Genomic DNA, 21,264 nt, shown 5'->3' with positions numbered 1-21,264 from the left:
CATCCGAATACCTGATATACTTCCCGTCCATTGATTGGAGAGATGGCCGAGTGGTCGAAGGCGCTCCCCTGCTAAGGGAGTATGGGACAAAATCCCATCGAGGGTTCGAATCCCTCTCTCTCCGCCACGAAACACGCGCCCGTAGCTCAGTTGGATAGAGTATCTGGCTACGAACCAGGGGGTCGGAGGTTCGAATCCTTCCGGGCGCGCCATTTTTGGCTCATATAAATATGGCCATATCCCTAAATATGGGGCAACAATCAAACGCAGAATCATCAGGCATCATTCAATGGTTGTCTGAGCACAAGGAGGCTCTTCCCCAAATCCGGGGGCACTAATCAAGGACGTATTATGCTGTTCAGAAGGCAGCTCATTACTCACATTAAAAAATCTGGCTCTTTCCCATTTAAGGGGGCAGCTTTAATCACCCGCAGAGGACCTTAACACGTACTCTATAATTTTCAAAATTTCTAAAACCATAAGCTCTTCGCTGAATGAGTTTCATTTTGCGATGAAAGCCTTCTGTTATTCCATTTGACTTACTAAATCGCCACATTCTGGCCACTTCATCTTTCCAAGCCCAAAGTGTTTTACCTAATGATGCTAATGCTTTAAAACCACTTTGCTTTAACTCAGCCAACATTTCTAAGAAAGTAGGTATTACTTTACGGCACTCATGCTGTGTTAGCGCCCTTTTCATTAATAGTGAGTGCAGTTGTTGCTGAAATTGATATATAGCCTCTATTGCAGGATTTTCAGTGAAAAACGCATCTCTTTTGACTTTCTTCTCATCACTTAAGTTATCAGGTCTTGTTCTTAATAAGGCTAAGATACCTCTATTGTTTTTAATTTCAGTGGAGAGTTCTCGACAGGTCATCATACACTGATGTTGAATTAAACGGATTACATGAAACCTATCAGCCACTATCATAGCATTAGGAAAGTACTTCTTTACTAAGGAACGGTATGTACTGCTCAAGTCCATACAAATCACTTTGACACGTTCTTTTCCAGGTAATTGCTGGAGATATTCTTTTAATTCTTGCTCACGACGGCCACGAACCACATCAAATATCTTATGTTTTCTTAGGTCACAAAAAGTAGTTGCAAACCCTTCTTTCTTACTGAAAAAATGTTCATCAATACCCAGTACCACAGGACATGGTTTATTGATTAATTCTCGATGTTGCTCTTCATAATGCCGCTGATACCAGCGCTCTATGGTCGCTTTTCCTTTCTTATAACGCTCTGATAAATCTTTTTGCGATACCCCGCGGCTATGCTCATGAAACACTGCAGCTTGAGCTCGCCAAGTAGCACGTTGATGTTTATTGATACCGGGAAACTGTTGATTACCATAGCGACAACAAGTATGACAATAAAGCTTATACGCTTTAAACCTCAATACACTTCGACGATGCCCTATTAACTCATGATGTACTGTTCTTATATACGATGATTTCTTGCGAACCTGCTTACTTTGGCAATGACTACACCGAGCTAATCGGTTATAAGTTACATCTAATAATAAGGGTTGATACCCACTCACTTTTAATATGGAAAATCCAGGTAAATTTAGGATAAGATTGTTCTTAGGCACTTTAATCTCCTTTTGATCGCTAAATCAAGGACTTAGTCTAGACTAATTTGATTAAAGTGCCCCCTTAATTGGTGTAGAGCCAAAAATCTCTTGCGATTTGTTTTTTCATCAGTGTAAGCACTCCTTTGGTTGCACAACATGAACATCATCGCACTCCAATGCAAGCATCCACCTCTTCGGTAACATCAACTCCCCAATCTGCGCAATCTAAAAAAAACATCAGCTCTACTGAGTTGAAAAAACCTATTTTTGCTGGAACCGAACGTATTATCAATTTGGACATCAGCTATAAAACGGTTCATTTCGCAGGAGAAACAAGAAAAGCCATTGCAGTCAATCATCAAATTCCTGGACCCACCTTACACTTTAAAGAGGGTGATCGTGTCATTATTCATGTACACAATCATTTGGATAAGGGAACTTCAATCCACTGGCATGGTATCCTTGTTCCGTGGCAAATGGATGGTGTACATGGAGTCAGCCAAACGGTGATTCCTCCTGGCGGTGTTTTCCATTATCAATTTACTCTTTATCAAAGAGGAACCTATTGGTACCATGCACATACCGATGAGCAAGAACAAGAAGGATTATATGGTGCCTTCCTGATTGATGCACCCCAACCCCCGCCCTATCATTACACCAAAGATTATGTGGTTATACTCTCCGATTGGAGTAATACTCCCGCCCAGGCGGTTTTCGCCAATTTAAAAAAAGATGGCGATTACTATTCACCAAAATTCCCTTTACAACCATCGCTCAATAAATTTATTCATGACTATCGTCAAGCCTCTCCTGACGAAAGAAAAAACTAATCAGTGATTACAACATGATGCAACACATGCGCATGAGTATTTATGATTTAAGTGACGTTGCCTATGATGCCTATTTGCTCAATGGCAAACCTAAATCCCATCCTTGGACAGCTCCTGTGCGTGTGGGTGATATCGTGCGTTTACGCTTCATAGGGGCAGCAGGCAGTACCATTTATCGGGTTAAAATCCCAGACACGTCCATGGAAATGGTTCACATTCAAGGCAATGACATACAGCCTTACGCCATTAAAAATTTTACCATTGCTCCAGGAGAAACCTATGACGTCTTGGTGCGTATTCAAAAAAACAAGCCCTATATTATTTATGCCGAATCCATTGATACTCGTGGAAAAGCTTATGGCGCATTAGTCACTGACCCGCATCAACCTATTCCTTATGCTCAGGTTAAATCATTTCCCGAACCTTTGCCTGTCACTCGAGAAATGATGGCTAATGGGATGTCGGACATGCATGAGAAGATGAAGCATTTAACCACAACGCATGCTCATCCCCTTCCCATGAATATAGAATCATTACATTCAACGATGCATAACACATCCTCCAAATTAACCAGCCATCACACCATGCCAACCGAACCAACCATCATCGGTGATAAAATATCAGCTCCAAATTCTTCTACCGCTACCACAAGCGGAACGAAGTATCAAAACTTAATGGCCGCTGCCAAAACCAATAATCCTGATAAACCTGTGGATGGAATCATCAACATGGAATTATTTGGTTATATGGAACGTTTTATCTGGTTTATTAATGGATTGCCAGAATATAAAGCAAACCCCATACCTCTGGAGCCAGGAAAACGCTATCGAATTATCTTTACCAATAACTCGATGATGCGCCACCCCATGCATATTCATGGGCATTGGTTCATTCTTCGTAATGGCCACGGCGCTTATGATCCTCTATTACATACCATTTCAGTTCCACCTGGCGCTACCGCCGTGGCAGACATAGATGCCGATGCCAGTGGTCAATGGTTTTTCCATTGCCATCATCTTTATCACATGATGGCGGGTATGGCACGAACGTTTCAATATAAAACGCTTATTGAGCTGGTCAAAGGGCAAGTAAAACCAGCGCATTATGTGGCATTACAACCTTATGTGAATCGAGCTATTGTCAGAGAAGATGAAACCATGCCTATTAATCCCTCGCTGGTTTACCATCCTCTTGGACATCATCAGGGATTATATAGCGCAAACTTCGTCGATGTTGGGGAAGATCCTTTCCATAATATCCAGGAAATGACATTTAAAGGATTATATGGTGGCGATTATCATAAGCTTGAATTCTTGACGGAAGATGCTGAAATTAATAAAGGAGCCATAGAAAATGCCGACATTGACGTTTTTTATTGGCATTTGATTAGTCAATTTTGGGCTGTTAAAGGCGGTATTAATTATTTCTATCGACCCGCTAAAACCCCCTATTGGCAGCCAGGAATTGGTATTGAAGGAGTAATGCCTTATTTTATTGACACCAACGTGAGAGGATATTTTTATAAAGGCAGCGCCAAACTTGATATGGAATTATCACGTGACACACTCCTGGCCAATAACTTCTTAATTCGATTAGGCATACGAAGCATTCTAGCGACAAAAACCGTAGCCTCAGCGGAGATTGGCAATGGTTTAAATCAAATGCGCTACATTGTGCGACCCTATTACCGTTTGATGCCAGGCCTGAACTTATTTACTGAATACGAACGCACTCAAAATTATGGTGCATTTAAAACCATGCAGAGGCGTGCCGGAGAAGCAGCCAATGAAACCTCATTAACGTTTGGTTTGTCTTTTTTATTCTAAAATCGGTATAAAGCTACCTCATGACCAATCAATTTTCTGGAATGTGCCAGCCATAAAATGCTTTTGTAAAAAAATATTAATATCAACGGTTGATTCCGTGTCTATAGCCATACAACATGCTTCTTGCATATGTCTTCCTTGTTGCAGTGCCAATAACAGAACATACTCGCCAGCAGTTAATTTTTCAAAATATATTTGCATGTTTCTGCGGGTGACTAAAACATATTCTCCATTACTATCAAGGTTTAAATGCTCGCTATGCGGTTCATAACAAAAATCCCGGATAGCCAATACAGGAAATTTAAATGCAAAAAGATGACAGGCGGCAGTAAGTTGCAGTTTAATTTTGCCATAGCTTTCTTCTGGAATTTTAGCCAATATCTGCCAATCAACAACGGGACTTTCTTCTGCATGATAAGCTTGATGGCCTGCCCATTCCATCTGTGCTATTTCAGGCAAATACGGCAGCGTTTGTGTGGGAGGGAAATCATCAAGAAAGCGCGATAATTGGCCGCCAAACTCATGCAAATCACCAGAAATAGAAGGATAGCAACGAATATAAGCTTTGGCTGTGGCTGCAAAAAATCCTTACCTACAAGTTTCTGAGTGAGTGGATATATGTTTTCTAAGGCCTCGGTTAAACTAATGTAATAATTATTGCGGTAAACTTGCAACAAGCGTTCAGGATGCAACCTCTTATTTTTTTAATATAAACATGAAAGGCTGGATCTTCATTTAACACACCTTGTTTAAACCGGTGTTGTACCTCATGCAGAGATGGCATACACATCGTCTAAAATCCTTTTTGCTTTTTCCGCCTCACCTAAAAGAATGGAAAGATCGGGAAGATTTGCATCCCATTCAATCAACGTAGGCTTTGGGCCAAGATATTGCAAGCTTTGCTCATATAACATCCAAACGTCCTGGGTCACTGGCTTATCATGGGTGTCAATTAATAATAAGGCATCATCAAACACTTTTTGGGTAAATCCAGCAAGATGTATTTCCTGAACTGCTTGTGGAGCTAAATGATGCAAGTATGTCTTTGTATCCCAACCATGGTTGACTGAATTTACATACAGATTGTTCACATCCAAGAGAATGCTGCATCCTGTTGCCTTGATAATCTCCATCATGAATTCATACTCAGGGATTACAGAATGATCATATTCCAAATAAGAAGAAATATTTTCAATTAAGATGGGACGCTTTAAATAATCCTGAACTTGATGAACATGCTTGATGACCAGCCACAAAGATTCGGGGGTATAAGGCAGTGGCAATAAATCATTGAAATAAGTTCCTTCCACGGAGCCCCAGCAAAGATGCTCTGAAACAAACATCGGTTCAAAGCGGTCAATTAATGCTTTAAGTTTTCTTAGATGTTGGGCACTGAGCCCATCGGTTGATCCCAGAGACAAACCTACGCCGTGAAAACTCAGAGGATAATGGTTTGCAATGTGTTCCAGGCAAACAAGAGGTTTGCCACCTTGGCCAAAATAATTTTCACAGTGAACTTCTAAAAACCCAATATTGGGAAGGGAGTCAAGAAAGTTTGAATAATGTTGACTGCGCAAGCCAATCCCCACACTGCCGGAAACTGGCTTGAACGCTCTGCTGTGGGATCGCATTAGCTTTTGGTTTTAGCTTCAAGCGAACCACCAACTATTTTTTACACACACCTTCCGGCAAAAGAACATACGCGTCTGCTTGCCCATCGGTCTTGGAGGTTCCAGCACAAGAAGAAGTTGCTGTATTGCAATCGTTCATACCAGCTTTCGCAATCCCATAGCATTTCTCTTGACCTTTCTCTGCAGCCATAGCTTGAGTAGACGCCATCAATGCCCCTGCAGCAGTTAAACTCAAAACGCCTGTAATCGCCGACTTGATTATTTTATCCATTTTTTCTTTTCCATCGTTAGCTCCATTTATTATTAGACAATCAATTACAGCCATACTCAATCTAGCAAAGATTACGAATCATATTAATTTTATAAGGACGATGAAGCTTTATTGGCCGCCTGTTCGATTTCCTGCCCACCCTGAGAGACGTCTTTTCCAAACCCCTTCACCGTATTACACCCACTTAAAAATAAACACGCAGAGCACATTAATCCGATAAACAATTTTGTTATTTTTTCATGAATGCGATCCTTCTTATTGGTTTTAGTAATTCATTATAAAATGAAAATGCATTTTTTCAATGAAAAACCGTGCTGCGACTTGTTGTACATCTGACATACACCTGAATATAATTTTTTGAATTATAATGTTTTTGATATGAATAAGATATTTAATTTAATCATTTTTGCTTTTTGGCTTTTTCTTCATACATGTTCATGTCAGCTTGGTGAATCAAAGCATCAATGTCTATTCCATCATCAGGATACAGCGCGTAGCCTATGCTGGCTATGATAGGCAACTTACTTTCTTCATGCTGAATGGTTGAATCCTTCATGGCATTTAATAGATTTTGAATAAACATGGCCGTAATTTCCCTGGTTTGTATATTTGGTAATACAATCATAAACTCATCCCCTCCAAATCTGGATAAAACATCCGACTCCCTTAGATGATCTTTTAAAAATTTGGAAAACTTAATGAGGTATTCATCACCAACATGGTGGCCATATCGATCATTAATGGGTTTAAAATCATCCAAATCAATAAATAAAACAGCCAATTTCTGCTGATTACGCTTTGCATGCCTCATTTCATGGTGCAATTCTTCTTTAAATAATCGTCTGTTAGGCAAATTGGTTAAGGGATCATAATAGGCGTAATGACGAGTTATATCATCCAATTTTTTTCTGGAGGAAATATCTGTCAAAACCCCAACATAGTACGCGGGCGTATGACGCTTATCTTTTATAATGCTGATGTTAATCCATTCAGGAAAAAGTTCGCCTGATTTTTTACGATTCCATATTTCCCCTTCCCAATAACCTTTTGACTCAAGAATAGACCACATTTTTTCATAAAATTCCTTGTTTTGTCTGCCAGAGCTTAAAACATTTGGATTTTTTCCAACCACTTCTTCAGAGGCATAACCAGTAATTTCTGTATATTTTTTATTTACATATATAATTTTGTTTTGTTTATTGGTTATAACAATACCATTTCCTAATGAGTCAAACATTTTCAAAGCAAGTTTTAAATTTCTCTTTAAAGAATTTTTTTGATGCCAGACATGAGCGGTGGTAAGACTAAAAACGATGATTAAACATGCGATGATACTTCGCATCCAAAATTCATTTTCGTCTTTTGGAAATAACTGAGAGACAATCGTTCCTGAGTGAAAAACATACACATGGATTATGGATTCTATAAACCAGAACGTTACTGCAAACATTATCCCAAGGATAAATGCCTTTAGATAAAGACCTATTAATCCTGAGGTAAAAAATAAGGCTTGTTCAATTGACTACCTGTTTTTAGCCTAACTATTAAATAATAATCTATTTTTAGTAAAATGGCTTTAGGACTCACTGTTGTATCCCAAAAAACTTATTTTAGGATAAGCCAATCCCGCCATGTCGATGATTTTAAAATCATTTCGGCCATAATTGGCGCAAATTCAAATTCCCAGTAGCTTAAAATGCTAATTTGTGGCGATAAAAAACAAATTTTCTACGAAAGCCTATTTGCAGATAAATAAATTAATGGTACTAATGTCCTTAATATTTATGGATATTCATGCGCATGTTAAAGATTTTAACACTCATCTCCTATTTACTTCTTGCAGCCTGTATGGTCGGACCTAATTACAAAGAGCCGAAAGTAAAAGTTTCCGATCACTGGTTACAGACTCGTAAACATTCGCCTGTAACAGAAGCCCCTACCAGAAATGCAAACTGGTGGAGTGTATTTCATGACCCTACGCTTACTTCGTTAATTCATCAAGGTTATCAAAATAATATATCTTTACAGATTGCCGGAGTTCGGGTATTGCAAACCAGAGCGCAACTTGCGCAATCCGTTGGGGAGCTCTATCCTCAAGAACAAGCCATGACTGGCAATTATACTTATCAACGCATTGGCGGTGGTTCATTACAATCATTCTTGCCATCGAGCTTTGAATCGGCTTCATTAGGTTTTTCAGCCAGTTGGGAACTTGATTTTTGGGGAAAATATCGCAGAGCCATTCGCTCAAATGATGCTACCTTCTTAGCTTCAGTTGCAGCGTATGATAACGCCCTGGTCACTCTTACCGCAGACATTGCCAGCACCTACATTAATATTCGTACTTACGAAGAATTGATAAAAGTAACAAAAGCAAATATTCAATTGCAAACCATGAGTTTGCAAATTGCCAAGTCCCGCTTTAAGGCCGGGCAAACCAGTTTATTAGACGTTCAGCAAGCACAAACAGAACTTGCGCAAACGCAAGCCAACCTTCCTACACAACTTAGTCAACTACAGCATTATAAAGACACATTAGGTGTCTTACTTGGTATTGTTCCCACTGACGTAGATGCTTTGCTCAAGAAAAATCGAAGCATTCCTAAAGCATCCCGTACCGTAGAAGTTGGCATTCCCAAAGAAACACTAGTACAACGACCAGATATTTATCAAGCCAGATTGGAAGCTATCGCCCAATCCGAAGCCATAGGTGCTACAAAAGCAAACCTTTTCCCGGCATTTTCATTAGCTGGAACCTTTTCTTTTTCTTCAACGAATATTGGGAATTCATCCATCAGCGATATGTTTAACTGGGCAAATCGCACCATCACTGCAGGGCCTTCATTCAACTGGCCTCTCCTTAACTATGGCCAAATTACCAACTCTGTACGGGTACAGGATGCGGCATTCCAGCAGGCTTTATTAAAGTATATCAACCTAATATTACAGGCCCAGCAAGAAATACAGGACAACATTACAAAATACCTCGAAGCCAAAAAGACTGAGCGCTCCCTGACGGTTGCTAACAATTCAGCGATCCAATCCACAAGATTGGCATTAATCCGTTATAAAGAAGGAGAAGCGGACTACACTACCGTACTTGATGTAGAACGGCAACAACTCCAAGTACAAACCTCATTAACGACTGCAAAAGGGGACGTTTCTCAAGCTTTGGTGGCGCTGTATCGCGCATTAGGTGGTGGTTGGCAAATCCGAGGCTGCAATGATATTGTTCCGCAGCAAATTAAAAAGGAAATGGCTACACGTACCAACTGGGGCAATCTGTTGCAACAGCAAAACCATATGCCGCCTACGACCAATGAACAAAGAATAAAACAACTATATTTACCGAGCTGGTGATGGACCATGAATCAAGATAGAAAATTAAAATTAATAAAAACCACTGCCATGATCATTGTGGTTGTTCTTCTTGCTTATTTTATTGTGTTTCATAAAACAAAAAGTACTACCCCAGCGCTACAACCTCCGGTTGTTATTGTTAAAAAACCAATATTAGCTGAGATGGCTGAATACATCACAGAAACAGGCAATACGGTGGCTTATAATTCGGTGAATTTAGTCGCGCGTGTTGAAGGCTATCTTGACGCAATCAAATTTACCGACGGTACTTTTGTTAAAAAAGGACAAGAGCTGTTTGTTATCGAACCTCAACCCTATTTGGATCAACTTAAGGAAGCCCAGGCGTCTGTCGCTGCCCAAAAAGCGAATCTTGCCTATAATAAAGCAGAGTATGCCCGCCAGCAGCAAATGTATAAAGAAAATGCGACTTCTCTAAACAGCGTGCAAAAATGGCTGGCCAAACAAGAAGAATCCGAGGCAGACGTCGCCAAGGCCGAAGCAAATGCTAATAGTGCTGGCATCACTTATAGCTATACTCATGTTTTAGCTCCCTTTGATGGACGAATCGGTCGTCATTTGATTGACGTAGGAAATCTGGTCGGCAACGGCAAAGCGACTGATTTGGCAACCATTGAACAAATTGACCCCATCTATGTGTACTTTAATGTCAATGAGCTGGATTTAATTAAAATTCGTACGGCAGCGCGAGCTCGAGGCTTTAAACCATCTGATATTAATAAAATTCCGGTGTATGTTGGCATGCAGAATGAGGCAGGATTTCCACATGAAGGTCGACTTGACTTCGTTAATACCGGTCTTAATGCATCTACCGGAACGATGGAATTTCGCGCCCTATTCCCTAATAAAAATTACACTTTGGTACCTGGTCTTTTTGTGCACGTACGCATTGCCATCAGTAAACCCTCACCACGACTAACGGTACCCGATACCGCTGTTCAATCCGATCAAATTGGTCCTTATTTACTCGTGGTTGATAAAAATAATATAGTCGTTACGAAACGAGTAGAAATTGGTGGTTTAGAGCAAGGCATGAGGGCGATTACTAAAGGACTTGATGCCCAAGACGATGTCATTGTTAGTGGATTGCAAAATGCCACACCTGGCAATCCAGTCACTCCTCAATTCTCTTCATGAGGAGCAATAAATGATTTCTAAATTCTTCATTGAGCGCCCAGTACTAGCAAACGTTATTGCATTAATGCTAATGTTTCTTGGTTTGATCTTTATTGCAGTTTTACCAGTATCACAATACCCGGCGATTGTTCCTCCAACCATTCAGGTAACCACAAATTACCCAGGTGCTGATGCAAAAACATTAATTAATACCGTCGCGCTTCCTATTGAACAACAAGTCAATGGGGTGGAAAATATGCTTTACATGCAATCCACCAGCACCAATAGCGGCAATTATAATTTAATCGTTACCTTTGCAATTGGAACTGATCTCAATTTTGCACAAGTGTTAGTACAAAACCGCGTGCAAGCAGCCATGGCGCAACTACCACAACCAGTTCAACAGCAAGGTGTCTTAGTACAACAAAAATCCACGGCCATTTTACAATTTATTACTCTAACCTCTGAGCATGGGGAATACGACGGATTATTTCTTAATAATTATGCCACCATCAACATGCAAGATGAATTGTCACGTCTTCCTGGTGTAGGAAATGTGGTTATTTTTGGTTCAGGCACGTACGCTATGAGAATATGGCTTGACCCACAAAAAATGCGAGCGTTTTCTTTAACACCACGTGAAGTACTTGAAGCGATTAGCAATCAAAATAAGGAAGTGTCTGCTGGGCAAATTGGTAACCCGCCAACGGTTGGCCCGCAGGCCTATCAATTGACCGTCAATGTTCCTGGCCAACTTGCTGACCCAGAGCAATTTGGCGATATTATTATTAAATCACAAGCCACAGAAGCGGATGAGAATGCCAATGCCAGCAGTAGTGCGCAGATCATACGTGTTCGTGATGTAGGCCGCGTGGAACTTGGTTCCTCCACCTATAGTCAACTTGCCAAACTGAATGGGAAGCCCACAGCGGCCATCGGAATATTCCAGCTCCCGGGCGCCAATGCCCTGCAAGTCGCCAGTGAAGTGCGCAAAACTGTAGATAAAATGGCAAAAAAATTCCCTCCGGGAATGCAATACTCTATCCCTTTTGATACCACCATCTTCGTCAAAGCATCCGTCGACGAAGTATATAAAACACTCTTTGAAGCAGGCATTTTAGTCTTGCTTGTCATTGTTGTTTTCTTACAGAATTTTCGGGCAACCCTGGTTCCGGCAACCACAGTTCCCGTAACCATTATTGGAACATTCATAGCCATGTTTATGCTGGGTTACAGCATTAACTTGCTGACTCTATTTGCATTGGTATTAGCTATTGGTATCGTGGTGGATGATGCCATCGTTATCGTTGAAGGGGTCACTCAACATATCGAGCGAGGCATCCCTCCCAAAGAAGCAGCCATTCAAACCATGAAAGAATTGTTTGGACCAATTATTGGCATCACTTTAGTGCTTATGGCGGTGTTTGTACCAGCCGGATTCATGCCGGGCTTAACTGGCTCAATGTATGCGCAATTTGCTTTGGTCATTGCCGCGACTGCATTTATTAGTGCTATTAATGCCATGACTCTTAAACCTACTCAATGTGCTTTATGGCTTAAACCGATCGATGAAAACAAACCCAAAAATATTTTTTTCCGCACTTTTGACCGACTATACAACCCAGTAGAAGCAGCATACGTACGTTTTATGGATCGCCTCGTGCACCATAGCGGTCGCGTTTGTTTAATTGGGATTGTATTAGTTGCTTGCGCAATTTTTGGGCTTAGTCGAATTCCAACCGGTTTTATCCCTATCGAAGACCAAGGCTATGTTATTTTAAGTGTTTTATTGCCGGATGGCGCCAGTTTGCAGCGCACTGAAGCGGTTTTAGATAAACTAAGTAAAGAAGCATCGAAAGTGGCTGGCGTTGCAAACGTCATCGCAATTGATGGAATTTCACTGTTAGACAATAACTCAAGTCTTGCCAATGCCGGGGTTGTCTACGTTATGTTTAAAGATTGGAGTGTACGCGGTAAAAACGAAGATTTGCTGGCCATGTATAAAACATTTAATGACATTGCTACAAAAACACTCGATGCCAAAGTATTGGTTGTTGTACCCCCACCGATCCAAGGTTTAGGGTTGTCAGGTGGTTTCCAAATGCAGGTTGAATTACAAGATGGCTCATTTGATTATAAAAAATTACAAGACGTCACAGATCAGCTCATCCATTACTCTACTCAATGGCCAGAAGTACAAAAATTAATGACTTCCTTTCGCTCTTCAGTACCGCAACTGTTAGCCCCTATTAATCGAACAAAAGCAGAATCTTTAGGTGTTTCCATTGGCGATGCCTTTGATACATTACAAACCTATCTTGGTTCTTCTTACGTTAATCTTTTTACAAAATTTGGACAGGTATTCCAAGTGTATGTGCAAGCGGATGCCTCCTCACGAATGACGATTGAAGACGTACGTAACTATTATGTAAAAAATCAATCCGGTGAAATGGTGCCGCTGGGTACCCTGACTGATATGGTGCCAGCCGTAGGTCCTGGGATTATATCCCTTTACAATCTTTACCCTTCCAGTAGTATCAATGGCATGGCAGGAACGGGCTACAGCTCGGGACAAGCCATGCAAACTATGGAAAAACTGGCACAGCAATTATTGCCAGCTGGAGTATCTTACGAATGGACGAGTACCGCTTATCAAGAAAAGATAGCTGGGAATCTCAGTTACTTTATTTTTATTTTGTCGCTGATTTTGGTCTATATGATTTTATCTGGGCAATATGAAAACTGGCTCACTCCCGCCGCCATCATTCTTAGCGTGCCCTTGGCATTAATTGGTACTGTCTTGGTTCTGTCTCTATTAGGCTTGGCTAATAACATGTACACGCAAATTGGTATATTATTGCTCATTGCTTTAGCCGCCAAAAATGCCATCTTGATTGTTGAAGTTGCCCGTGAAGAACGGCTCATTCATAATAAATCCATTATAGAAGCAGCCGTTCTAGGAGCAAAAACACGTTTTCGGCCCATTTTAATGACGTCCTTTGCATTCATCATGGGAGTCATGCCATTAGTCTTTGCCAGTGGAGCAGGAGCCAATGCACGGCGCTCTATTGGTATTGCGGTAGCCAGTGGTATGCTGGCTTCTACTTGTCTTGCTGTGGTATTTGTCCCAGTTTTTTACGTGCTGATACAAAGCTGGCAAGAACGCAGACGATTGCAAAAAGAAAGACGTTTAGCGGGCTAATCCATTCATATCTAGCTTCTATCTATTTGCCAATTGGATATGGCGAATTTTTTAAGTCATGTTTGCTATTTATTGTTGGAGCAAATGTCACATAGGTTCAATGATATGTGTATTAGAAAGTTTGCTTTTAGTCAGTTTAATGCTCACGCGATTGCGTCAGATCACTAATTCTCACTTCATCGATGCAGTTTTCTAATGTGCTATTTATTTGATAAATTTTAAAACACATAGTAAAATCTATGAACCTTGCCTACAGTTTGATGAAAATCAAGTATGTAAACCAGTAGATTACCTTGATTGGATACCCCCTATTTAAAAAATAACTCGTCTTTTTATCCAAACTCAAGCGTGGCATTAAAAATGCAGTCAATTATTTTAGGTTATTGAATGTTTAGAACAAAGCAAAAAACCATGACCGATGAGCTTAAGTCAGTCCAGCAAGAAATTAAAATGCGTCATAAAGAATTTTTTGAATCTCAGTTGGCATACCGACTTCTTTCCCATCCGGAATTATTCCCTGCAGTCAAAAAATATCAGGATCGATTTGCTATCTAATAACACAAAATAAAGAAATCCTATTAAAGATACTTGCGGAAAATAAAATAATCTCTGATGAGTTATTAGATGAAAAATACTATGGTCGCTTAAAATCCATAGACTCCACTCCTGTCACAGGCGAAATAATCTTGCAAAAAATACTGGAAGTGCTTTGCAGTGACAAAATCAATTTAAGTCAAATTTTACAAATTCATATGGTCTTTATTCATAGACTATTTGATGAAATAATAAATTTTTCTGACTCAAACACCATGCGAGAAATCACTGCAAGAAAAGCCGCGTTGGTGAAGCAACTGTTTCCTGATGCTCTTTTTCGAGATCGAGCAAGAAAAGAAATAAATACCAGCCCTTCTCTCACCAGGCAACTAGGTATTACACGACATCCCGTGTTTAATAAACTTGTCGGAATGAGTGAAGACGCTCATCTACGTGCACTTGACCGCTTTGCAATTGATCAAGGCTCTGTATTTTATAAAAATACCATTGGAAAAATCATTCCTAAAGTGGCAGGTCCCTCAGGACATACAGGAGCATTACTATTAGGTGCCAACCTGTATGGCAATCTTACATCAGAGGAATTACACCAATACACAATTGCCTGCTTCGTGTTTTTGGCCACTGGTGGCAATCATAGTTTTCATGAAGTGATGATCGTTGCTCAACAAGTAGGTATTCATTATCGGGAAAATGATTATTTGCACAATCTCCCCTCATCAATTAAAGACACTGAATTTTTCAAAACATTTTCCGCTGAATTCCCGCAATATTTCCAGGAAAATGACATAGAAAACTATTCTTCGTTATCGCCTGGGGCTTAAGAACGCGCTCCATTATGCTGATAATATTCATTTTTGACCGGAAAGAGGCGTTCCCTGATGAAAAACCATCCGCCACTTTCCTTGATGCAACCGCCATATGGAAGAACGGAACACTTGCTTACGATTTGCACCCTGATTTTCTTTGTTTTCACTGATATACGTCAGCAGGATAACTTCATCAGCCAGTTGTTTGGCATCAAACTGAACACCATAGTATTCTGAGCGTTCATCACTCATCAACCAGCGAGCAACTTCTGCTTTGTCATGCATTTCACCGTATTTTCCAATTTCCATAAACTCATCATCAATTAAATCAATTAAATTTGAAACAGGCTCTTTTCTCGCTAGTAATTGATTTTCCTGTCGGATGATCGTCTTAAAGATTTCCTCATGCATATTCTGTTCACCATGTAAGTCTTTTTATCTTAATCTTCATGACCCATTTACATAAATTATAAATAAAATAGTCTTAACCAAGTATTTTAATGTGTATTCTTTTTCTAAACATTCATGTTAAGCTGTCCCTATTTAATCAGTGACTCACCATGAAATCTATTTGTGTCTATTTAGGTGCTAACCTTGGTCAAGAACAAGCATTTTCTCAATGCACCGTGCAAATGGGGCAAGAGCTTGTTCGACGCAATTACAGATTGGTATATGGTGGCTCAAGCCATGGACTAATGGGCATTTTAGCTAATACCGTTTTGGATTGTGGTGGGAAAGTTACTGGCATCATACCAAAACATCTCATTGCACAAGAAGAACCGTTGGAAACCTTGGATGAGCTGTTCATCACCGAAAACATGCAAGAACGCAAATTGATGATGCAACAACACTCTGATGCCTTTATCGTCATGCCTGGCGGATTAGGAACGTTGGAAGAAGCATTTGAAACTTGGGACGCAATTAAAATTGGAGTCGTCAATAAACCGCTGGGATTTCTCAACGTAGGCAATTTCTACGATGGTTTATTTTCTTTTATTACCCATTGCGTGCATCATAAATTCATTTCTCAAAGCCAAATGCGCATCCCCAAAATTCATTCCAATCCTACGCTTTTACTCAATGACATGTTTGAGCAATCTTTAGAAACGTTAGTTTAATCCATGCAATCAGACCATATTCACCATCAGCACAAACCTCGCGTATCAGGAATATGCTGATGACTGAGATGGTAATTTGATTCCCAGTTTTTCAGCATTTTTTGAGCATATTTTCTGATAGAGGCTATCTGACAGCCCGCTCGTCTTAAGAAAATCCATGGATTGATTTGCATTTTCATACGGATAGTCGGTTGCCAACATGACACGATGTTCACCCATAATTTTTAATGTATAGTCCAGCAACTCTTTAGAAAAACGACCACTGGTGGTAACGTAAAAATTTTCAAGAATCACTTGCGATGGTATACGTTTAATATCAGGGCGTTGCTTAATAAATCCCGGCAACTTCGATATTTGTGGGTTGCTATAGGCCCAATCTATTCTGTCTGGCATTAAAAAAGGAAGCATTTCCCCCATATGACCAAGAATAATCTTCAATTTAGGAAATGCATCAAATACACCAGCGTATATCATACGCAAGGCGCATAAGGCCACATCCGTCTGAAATCCCAGTGGCGGTCCTGCCAACGCAAAACCATATTGACCAAATTCTTTGGTCAAAGGTGTTGTCGGATGAAGGTAAATGGGTATATTTAAGGATTCAGCAGCTTCCAGCAATGGCCAATATTTTTTATCATCGAAATAGTTATTTTCGCCAAAATTGGAATGAGCAAGCCAACCGACAAATTTTAATTTTGTAATCGCTCGCTCCAACTCCCTTACACCCTGAGAAACATCATAAGGAGAAATGGTAGCAAACCCAAGGAAACGGGTCGGATGTTGTTTGATGGTTTCATAAAGCAAATCATTTAATTCTATAGCCGCTGACCCTGAAAATTTATGATCAGCATCGAATTCATCAATTCCCGGCGAAGAAAAGCTAAGAACTTGAATATCTATGCCGGCTTTATCCATTGCATTAATCCGACTTTCACCAAGATCACACAACTGATTGATAAAAGCGGTGCTTTGAAAAAGCGCTATTTGTTTAGTAAACCATAGATTGTAAGAATCGGGTTCTTTTTCTTTCACCAATCGGGGAAAAGTATCCTGTTTTCGTAGGTACTCAAAGATAGCTTTGGTATAAAAATGCGCTTCAAGATCAATTGCAGTCATAATTTCCTTATTGTAACTAAATTAAAATACCTTTAAGTGAATCTAATTTGCAAATTTGCATTAACAATACATTACAATTGATTTTCTGAAAATAAGCAATTTATAAACCCCCTATTTTTTGTGACAATGGACGTATTTTCAGCTAATCTTAGAAACTAGAATCCTAAGGGTCTCAAATGCTATTTTTACAAGGAATGTGACCATGTCTATACCAGTAACAACCAGCAACTCGATTGATGGGCATCCCATCAAACAATATCTAGGCATTGCTCGAGGAATTGTGGTTCGCTCTCCAACCATCGCACAGGGATTCATGGGGGGACTAAAATCCATTGTTGGGGGTAAAATCGGTGCCTACACACAAATGTGTGAGCATGGGCGGGAAGAAGCTTATCAACTCATGTTAGCGCATGCCCAAGAACTCGGCGCCAATGCCATTATTGCCATGCGCTATGACACAGGAGAGCTTGGTCAAGTGGGAACTGAAGTGTTATGTTATGGAACGGCTGTTATCATATAGCACTGCAGAAAGGAAAAAACACCCAATAGCGCACGCTAAACGCTATTTCTGCGAAAATTTGCGCAATTGGAAACACTCGTTCCTGAACAAATGCAGTATTTATTAAATATTAAATGCCATCGGCCATTTTATAAAGAGTCATAACTAATCCAAAAAATTGTTTAAAATCATAATAGATCATCGTGGATAAAACAGGATAGTAGCCTTTCTCTATGGTATCCGTTAAAATAATCGTAAAAAAAATGAGCAAAAATATCTTTGAGCAATGGGAATAAAAATGAATGATTTGGTTTTTGAAAACATTCCATTGGGAATACATTGGAATTAGGTAAAACGTCAGACTATGAATCAACCTATAATCCAAATCGACTCTACCCTATCCCAAGAGCAGCAAAGCGACAAGACATTGGTATTGATCCCGCCCATCCTCCTTTTTTAGGATTTGATTGCTGGAATCATTATGAGGTGTCCTGGCTTAATGAAAAAGGAAAACCTGTGGTTGCTATTGCTGAAATTGTCTATGATTGCAATTCACCCATGCTGATTGAGTCCAAATCATTAAAACTTTATTTTAATTCATTCAATAATACGATATTTAAAAGTATTGAGGAGCTAGAAAACATTATTAAAAGAGACTTGGAAACCCGTATCAACGCTGATGTTTTAGTGTGTATTCATCCTTTAACTCGCGCCCAAGTCATCACGTTGCAGGACTCTTTTACCGGTGAATCCATTGATGATCTGGATGTAGAATGTTCCGTTTATATGGTTGAGCCATCCTTTTTATCCGTCAGCAATGAAGACGTAGAGGAAGTCCTTTATTCTGATTTATTAAAATCCAATTGTCTCGTCACCAATCAGCCAGATTGGGGCAGTGTGCAAATTGCCTATAAAGGAAAAAAATAAACCGGGAAGGTTTATTAAAATACCTTGTATCCTACAGAAACCACAATGAATTTCATGAACAATGCATCGAGCGTATCTTTGTAGATATTATGACCCATTGTAAACCTGAATCATTGACCGTTTATGGACGCTACACACGCCGTGGTGGCTTAGATATCAATCCATACCGCTCAACGGAACGCGCTCTGTTTGAAAACAGTAAAAATACGCGGTTAATTCGTCAATAAATAAAGCTCGTTAGCATACATTCCGTTTAAGATCCGGACTTGTAATTTTATACTAAAATTAAAACAAATAGACTTTTAAATTTACAATCCGGATAATATAATGCCTAGAAAAGTCTTTTTTTCGTTTGCAGGGACGGGAGATACTGCAGATAATATAAGCAATTTTCATGAACGAAAGCCTTTTGGTGAAAACGTCATTCGAATTTATTTTAATGGCTGCCAGGATAGTAAAATAGGTGGCGGTTCCCCTGGTATAGGTTATATTGCTCCTGATCTTGATGTTGTTGCCAGTAAACTGCGCACCTGTTTCACGGAAAGTGGAGAACTTTCACTTGAAACACTAAAAAGACAGTTTGGCAGTTCCATTATCATTAAAGGAGCCGAAGCAGACCTTGATCGTGTGGCCATTGACGATATTCATTTGCAAGGATTCAGCCGTGGGGCGGTAACCACCTTTGCTACAGCCCGTCATTTAGATGATCTTAATATACCCATCTCGCTTATCGCCGCAGACCCTGTGCCAGGAAACACTAAAGCTTATGCTTTAAAGCCTTCTTCTGAATTTTATAAAAATCGCGATCTGCGAGGATGCAAAAACCTGCGCCATGCAGAAGTTATATTGGGGACTTATGATAAAGAAGTAAACCCGCTTCACAATACATATTTTAGGCAGATGGCGCCTCTTTTTAGTACCGATTGTCAGCATTTTATTTATACGGTACCTAAAACTCATCATCTTGAATTCTCCCGCAAAGCAGAAAATCATGTGTTTGATTATTGCACTAAAATGGGACTGACTACTCATGCTTTAGAATACGATGAAACACTCGATCGCATGTTTTATACACCCAAAATATTGCAACAAAAATTTCATGTTAGTGTTGCTGGTCGTACACAATTGTCTTTACGTTATAAACAAGCCTTATTTAGAGAAGTGTCTAAATCCCGAGCAACACTTACCATGGATGAGATGGTCAAAGCTGGCCAGGCGCTGTACGCTCTGAACCGCAGCTCTGACTTTCCCGGAAAAGATACGTTATGTGGTAAAATTACAGAAAATCGCTCGACTGAAGGGAAAGCATTACGAGAATTTATCGTTGAATTTGAAAATATCCTGCAATATTTTTTTCATGATAATGAAAAAATTGCTCCTGTTTTAGATAATATTCGCCAGGATATTTATCAATTAATTAATCAATACTCTTGTGAAACAGCTAACCACCACCAAAAACAAGCCTTGATAGATAATATTCTAAAATCGCTGGAATCTCTGAAAGGTAATATTCCTGCAAGACAATACACCGCGTTCTATGTAAGCATGGCTCATTTTATGAAAGAAAACGTCATGACTCATCCAGAACTTGTACACTATCTTGACGAAACAGAAACCTATCATGAAACACCTTGTCGCACCATTACAAGCGCTAATCCTTTTGCCGATATTAAGTATGCAACAAGCGCAGAAGAGCTAGCTACCATTTTATACCACATGTCAGAACGTTCCAGGGCAGCTGCTTATGATGATCTTACTCCTTTACTTCCAAGGCTTGTTACCAATGCCAACCAATTGGGAGACATTCTTCGCTTTCTTCCATCGGATAAAATCAAAGACGCCCTTAATATGCCCCATATCACAGCGCTCATTAACAATATAGAAGACGCCAATCTCATCATGGGAAAACTATTTACTAATGGGCAACGAAACCAAGTATTTCAATCCATATTAGCCACATTTAGGGATCGACTTAAAGATTCCCCTTTAAGTTTTGAGGCCGTTGGTAATTTAATGCAATTTTTATCTGCAGACAAATGCAGGGTATTTTTCACTACGGTGCCATTTGCAAGTATCCATGCCACATCAAATAGTGATGTTTTAAAATTTTTCGAAAAACTAACCACCAAGCAATTAAATGCCATTTTACCCTTAATTGCAAAACAATTAACGGATTACATCAAAGATAAAATGGAGCCCACCGCAAGAACCGCACTCGAGGAACATCTAACCGGTAAAATGACAGGAGAATCAAATCTTAGGTTGTTATCAAAAATCTTTCCAGAACGCCATCCACCAACGCCCAGCCAACATGAGTTAAAAGCAAAAATAACCATTGCTCGCAGCGAGATGCTTGATTGTACTCTAGAAAGTAGCTCCATAGCATCCCATGGCGCCTAAGTTAGGA

General features: G+C 39.8%; 17 protein-coding genes, 2 tRNA genes and 2 pseudogenes. 12 read left to right on the top strand and 9 right to left on the bottom strand.

Going from position 1 to position 21,264, the window contains the following annotated elements:
• Window positions 1–36 precede the first annotated feature (36 nt).
• Together LOA_RS06735 and LOA_RS06730 are read left to right on the top strand one after the other, a co-directional pair.
• Window positions 37–127 (top strand) — tRNA-Ser (locus LOA_RS06735).
• Between the two features lie 8 nt (window positions 128–135).
• Window positions 136–212: transfer RNA gene (locus LOA_RS06730), tRNA-Arg, on the top strand.
• Window positions 213–424: 212 nt separating this feature from the next.
• Here LOA_RS06730 and LOA_RS06725 read toward each other — a convergent pair.
• Window positions 425–1,600, bottom strand: a complete 1,176-nt coding sequence (locus LOA_RS06725; protein ID WP_025385061.1) for an ISL3 family transposase — start codon at window positions 1,598–1,600, stop codon at window positions 425–427.
• A gap of 158 nt (window positions 1,601–1,758) precedes the next feature.
• Between LOA_RS06725 and LOA_RS06720 the strand changes: the two are divergent.
• Window positions 1,759–4,238, top strand: a pseudogene (locus LOA_RS06720) (multicopper oxidase domain-containing protein).
• A gap of 18 nt (window positions 4,239–4,256) precedes the next feature.
• Here LOA_RS06720 and LOA_RS06715 read toward each other — a convergent pair.
• The 6 genes from LOA_RS06715 to LOA_RS06700 form a co-directional block, all read right to left on the bottom strand.
• Window positions 4,257–4,766, bottom strand: a complete 510-nt coding sequence (locus LOA_RS06715) for a hypothetical protein (RefSeq protein WP_025385665.1) — start codon at window positions 4,764–4,766, stop codon at window positions 4,257–4,259.
• Window positions 4,685–4,930, bottom strand: coding sequence for an HvfC/BufC family peptide modification chaperone (locus LOA_RS16200; protein WP_081726638.1), 246 nt, complete (start codon window positions 4,928–4,930; stop codon window positions 4,685–4,687). The genes LOA_RS06715 and LOA_RS16200 overlap by 82 nt, the downstream gene beginning before the upstream one ends.
• A 75-nt stretch (window positions 4,931–5,005) precedes the next feature.
• The gene (gene bufB, locus LOA_RS06710; protein WP_025385664.1) at window positions 5,006–5,869 is read right to left on the bottom strand and encodes an MNIO family bufferin maturase; all 864 of its coding nucleotides are present in this window, start codon (window positions 5,867–5,869) and stop codon (window positions 5,006–5,008) included.
• 34 nt (window positions 5,870–5,903) lie between these two features.
• Window positions 5,904–6,140, bottom strand: a complete 237-nt coding sequence (locus tag LOA_RS06705; protein WP_042239241.1) for a BufA1 family periplasmic bufferin-type metallophore — start codon at window positions 6,138–6,140, stop codon at window positions 5,904–5,906.
• Between the two features lie 89 nt (window positions 6,141–6,229).
• Window positions 6,230–6,349: an entericidin A/B family lipoprotein gene (locus LOA_RS14175; protein WP_081726637.1), complete on the bottom strand. Its 120-nt coding sequence runs from the start codon at window positions 6,347–6,349 to the stop codon at window positions 6,230–6,232.
• A 191-nt stretch (window positions 6,350–6,540) separates the two neighbouring features.
• Complete coding sequence (locus LOA_RS06700) at window positions 6,541–7,482, bottom strand: sensor domain-containing diguanylate cyclase (RefSeq protein ID WP_158423032.1); 942 nt, start codon at window positions 7,480–7,482, stop codon at window positions 6,541–6,543.
• A 458-nt stretch (window positions 7,483–7,940) separates the two neighbouring features.
• Between LOA_RS06700 and LOA_RS06695 the strand changes: the two genes are divergently transcribed.
• The 5 genes from LOA_RS06695 to LOA_RS06680 all read left to right on the top strand — a co-directional run bounded on the left by LOA_RS06695 (window position 7,941) and on the right by LOA_RS06680 (window position 15,212).
• Complete coding sequence (locus tag LOA_RS06695; protein WP_025385662.1) at window positions 7,941–9,500, top strand: efflux transporter outer membrane subunit; 1,560 nt, start codon at window positions 7,941–7,943, stop codon at window positions 9,498–9,500.
• Between the two features lie 6 nt (window positions 9,501–9,506).
• Window positions 9,507–10,655, top strand: a complete 1,149-nt coding sequence (locus tag LOA_RS06690) for an efflux RND transporter periplasmic adaptor subunit (protein WP_025385661.1) — start codon at window positions 9,507–9,509, stop codon at window positions 10,653–10,655.
• A 10-nt stretch (window positions 10,656–10,665) separates the two neighbouring features.
• A complete protein-coding gene (locus tag LOA_RS06685; protein ID WP_025385660.1) occupies window positions 10,666–13,836 on the top strand; it encodes an efflux RND transporter permease subunit in 3,171 nt (1,056 codons plus the stop codon).
• A gap of 387 nt (window positions 13,837–14,223) precedes the next feature.
• Window positions 14,224–14,391 carry a hypothetical protein gene (locus tag LOA_RS14700; RefSeq protein WP_158423031.1) on the top strand — a complete coding sequence of 56 codons (168 nt, stop codon included), beginning with the start codon at window positions 14,224–14,226 and terminating at the stop codon, window positions 14,389–14,391.
• Between the two features lie 131 nt (window positions 14,392–14,522).
• Window positions 14,523–15,212 (top strand): hypothetical protein, encoded by a 690-nt coding sequence (locus LOA_RS06680; protein WP_025385659.1) that lies wholly within the window; start codon window positions 14,523–14,525, stop codon window positions 15,210–15,212.
• Window positions 15,213–15,239: 27 nt separating this feature from the next.
• Here the strand turns inward: LOA_RS06680 and LOA_RS06675 are convergent, their stop codons facing one another.
• Window positions 15,240–15,608 carry a nuclear transport factor 2 family protein gene (locus LOA_RS06675; protein WP_025385658.1) on the bottom strand — a complete coding sequence of 123 codons (369 nt, stop codon included), beginning with the start codon at window positions 15,606–15,608 and terminating at the stop codon, window positions 15,240–15,242.
• Between the two features lie 149 nt (window positions 15,609–15,757).
• On the opposite strand from LOA_RS06675, the gene LOA_RS06670 reads away from it, so the two are divergent.
• Window positions 15,758–16,315: an LOG family protein gene (locus LOA_RS06670; RefSeq protein WP_025385657.1), complete on the top strand. Its 558-nt coding sequence runs from the start codon at window positions 15,758–15,760 to the stop codon at window positions 16,313–16,315.
• Window positions 16,316–16,360: 45 nt separating this feature from the next.
• Here LOA_RS06670 and LOA_RS06665 read toward each other — a convergent pair whose 3' ends face one another.
• On the bottom strand, window positions 16,361–17,431 hold the full coding sequence (locus LOA_RS06665; RefSeq protein WP_035894046.1) for an amidohydrolase family protein: 1,071 nt from the start codon (window positions 17,429–17,431) through the stop codon (window positions 16,361–16,363).
• A 202-nt stretch (window positions 17,432–17,633) separates the two neighbouring features.
• On the opposite strand from LOA_RS06665, the gene LOA_RS06660 reads away from it, so the two are divergent.
• The 3 genes and pseudogenes from LOA_RS06660 (at window position 17,634) to LOA_RS06645 (ending at window position 21,257) form a co-directional block, all read left to right on the top strand.
• On the top strand, window positions 17,634–17,951 hold the full coding sequence (locus LOA_RS06660; protein ID WP_025385655.1) for a YbjQ family protein: 318 nt from the start codon (window positions 17,634–17,636) through the stop codon (window positions 17,949–17,951).
• A 306-nt stretch (window positions 17,952–18,257) separates the two neighbouring features.
• Window positions 18,258–19,084 (top strand): annotated as a pseudogene (gene queF, locus LOA_RS06650) (NADPH-dependent 7-cyano-7-deazaguanine reductase QueF).
• A 100-nt stretch (window positions 19,085–19,184) separates the two neighbouring features.
• The gene (locus LOA_RS06645; RefSeq protein WP_025385653.1) at window positions 19,185–21,257 is read left to right on the top strand and encodes an alpha/beta hydrolase family protein; all 2,073 of its coding nucleotides are present in this window, start codon (window positions 19,185–19,187) and stop codon (window positions 21,255–21,257) included.
• Window positions 21,258–21,264 lie beyond the last annotated feature (7 nt).

The sequence above is a fragment of the Legionella oakridgensis ATCC 33761 = DSM 21215 genome (assembly GCF_000512355.1).
Taxonomy (GTDB): domain Bacteria; phylum Pseudomonadota; class Gammaproteobacteria; order Legionellales; family Legionellaceae; genus Legionella_A; species Legionella_A oakridgensis.
This window is presented reverse-complemented; position numbering and strand designations above follow the sequence as displayed.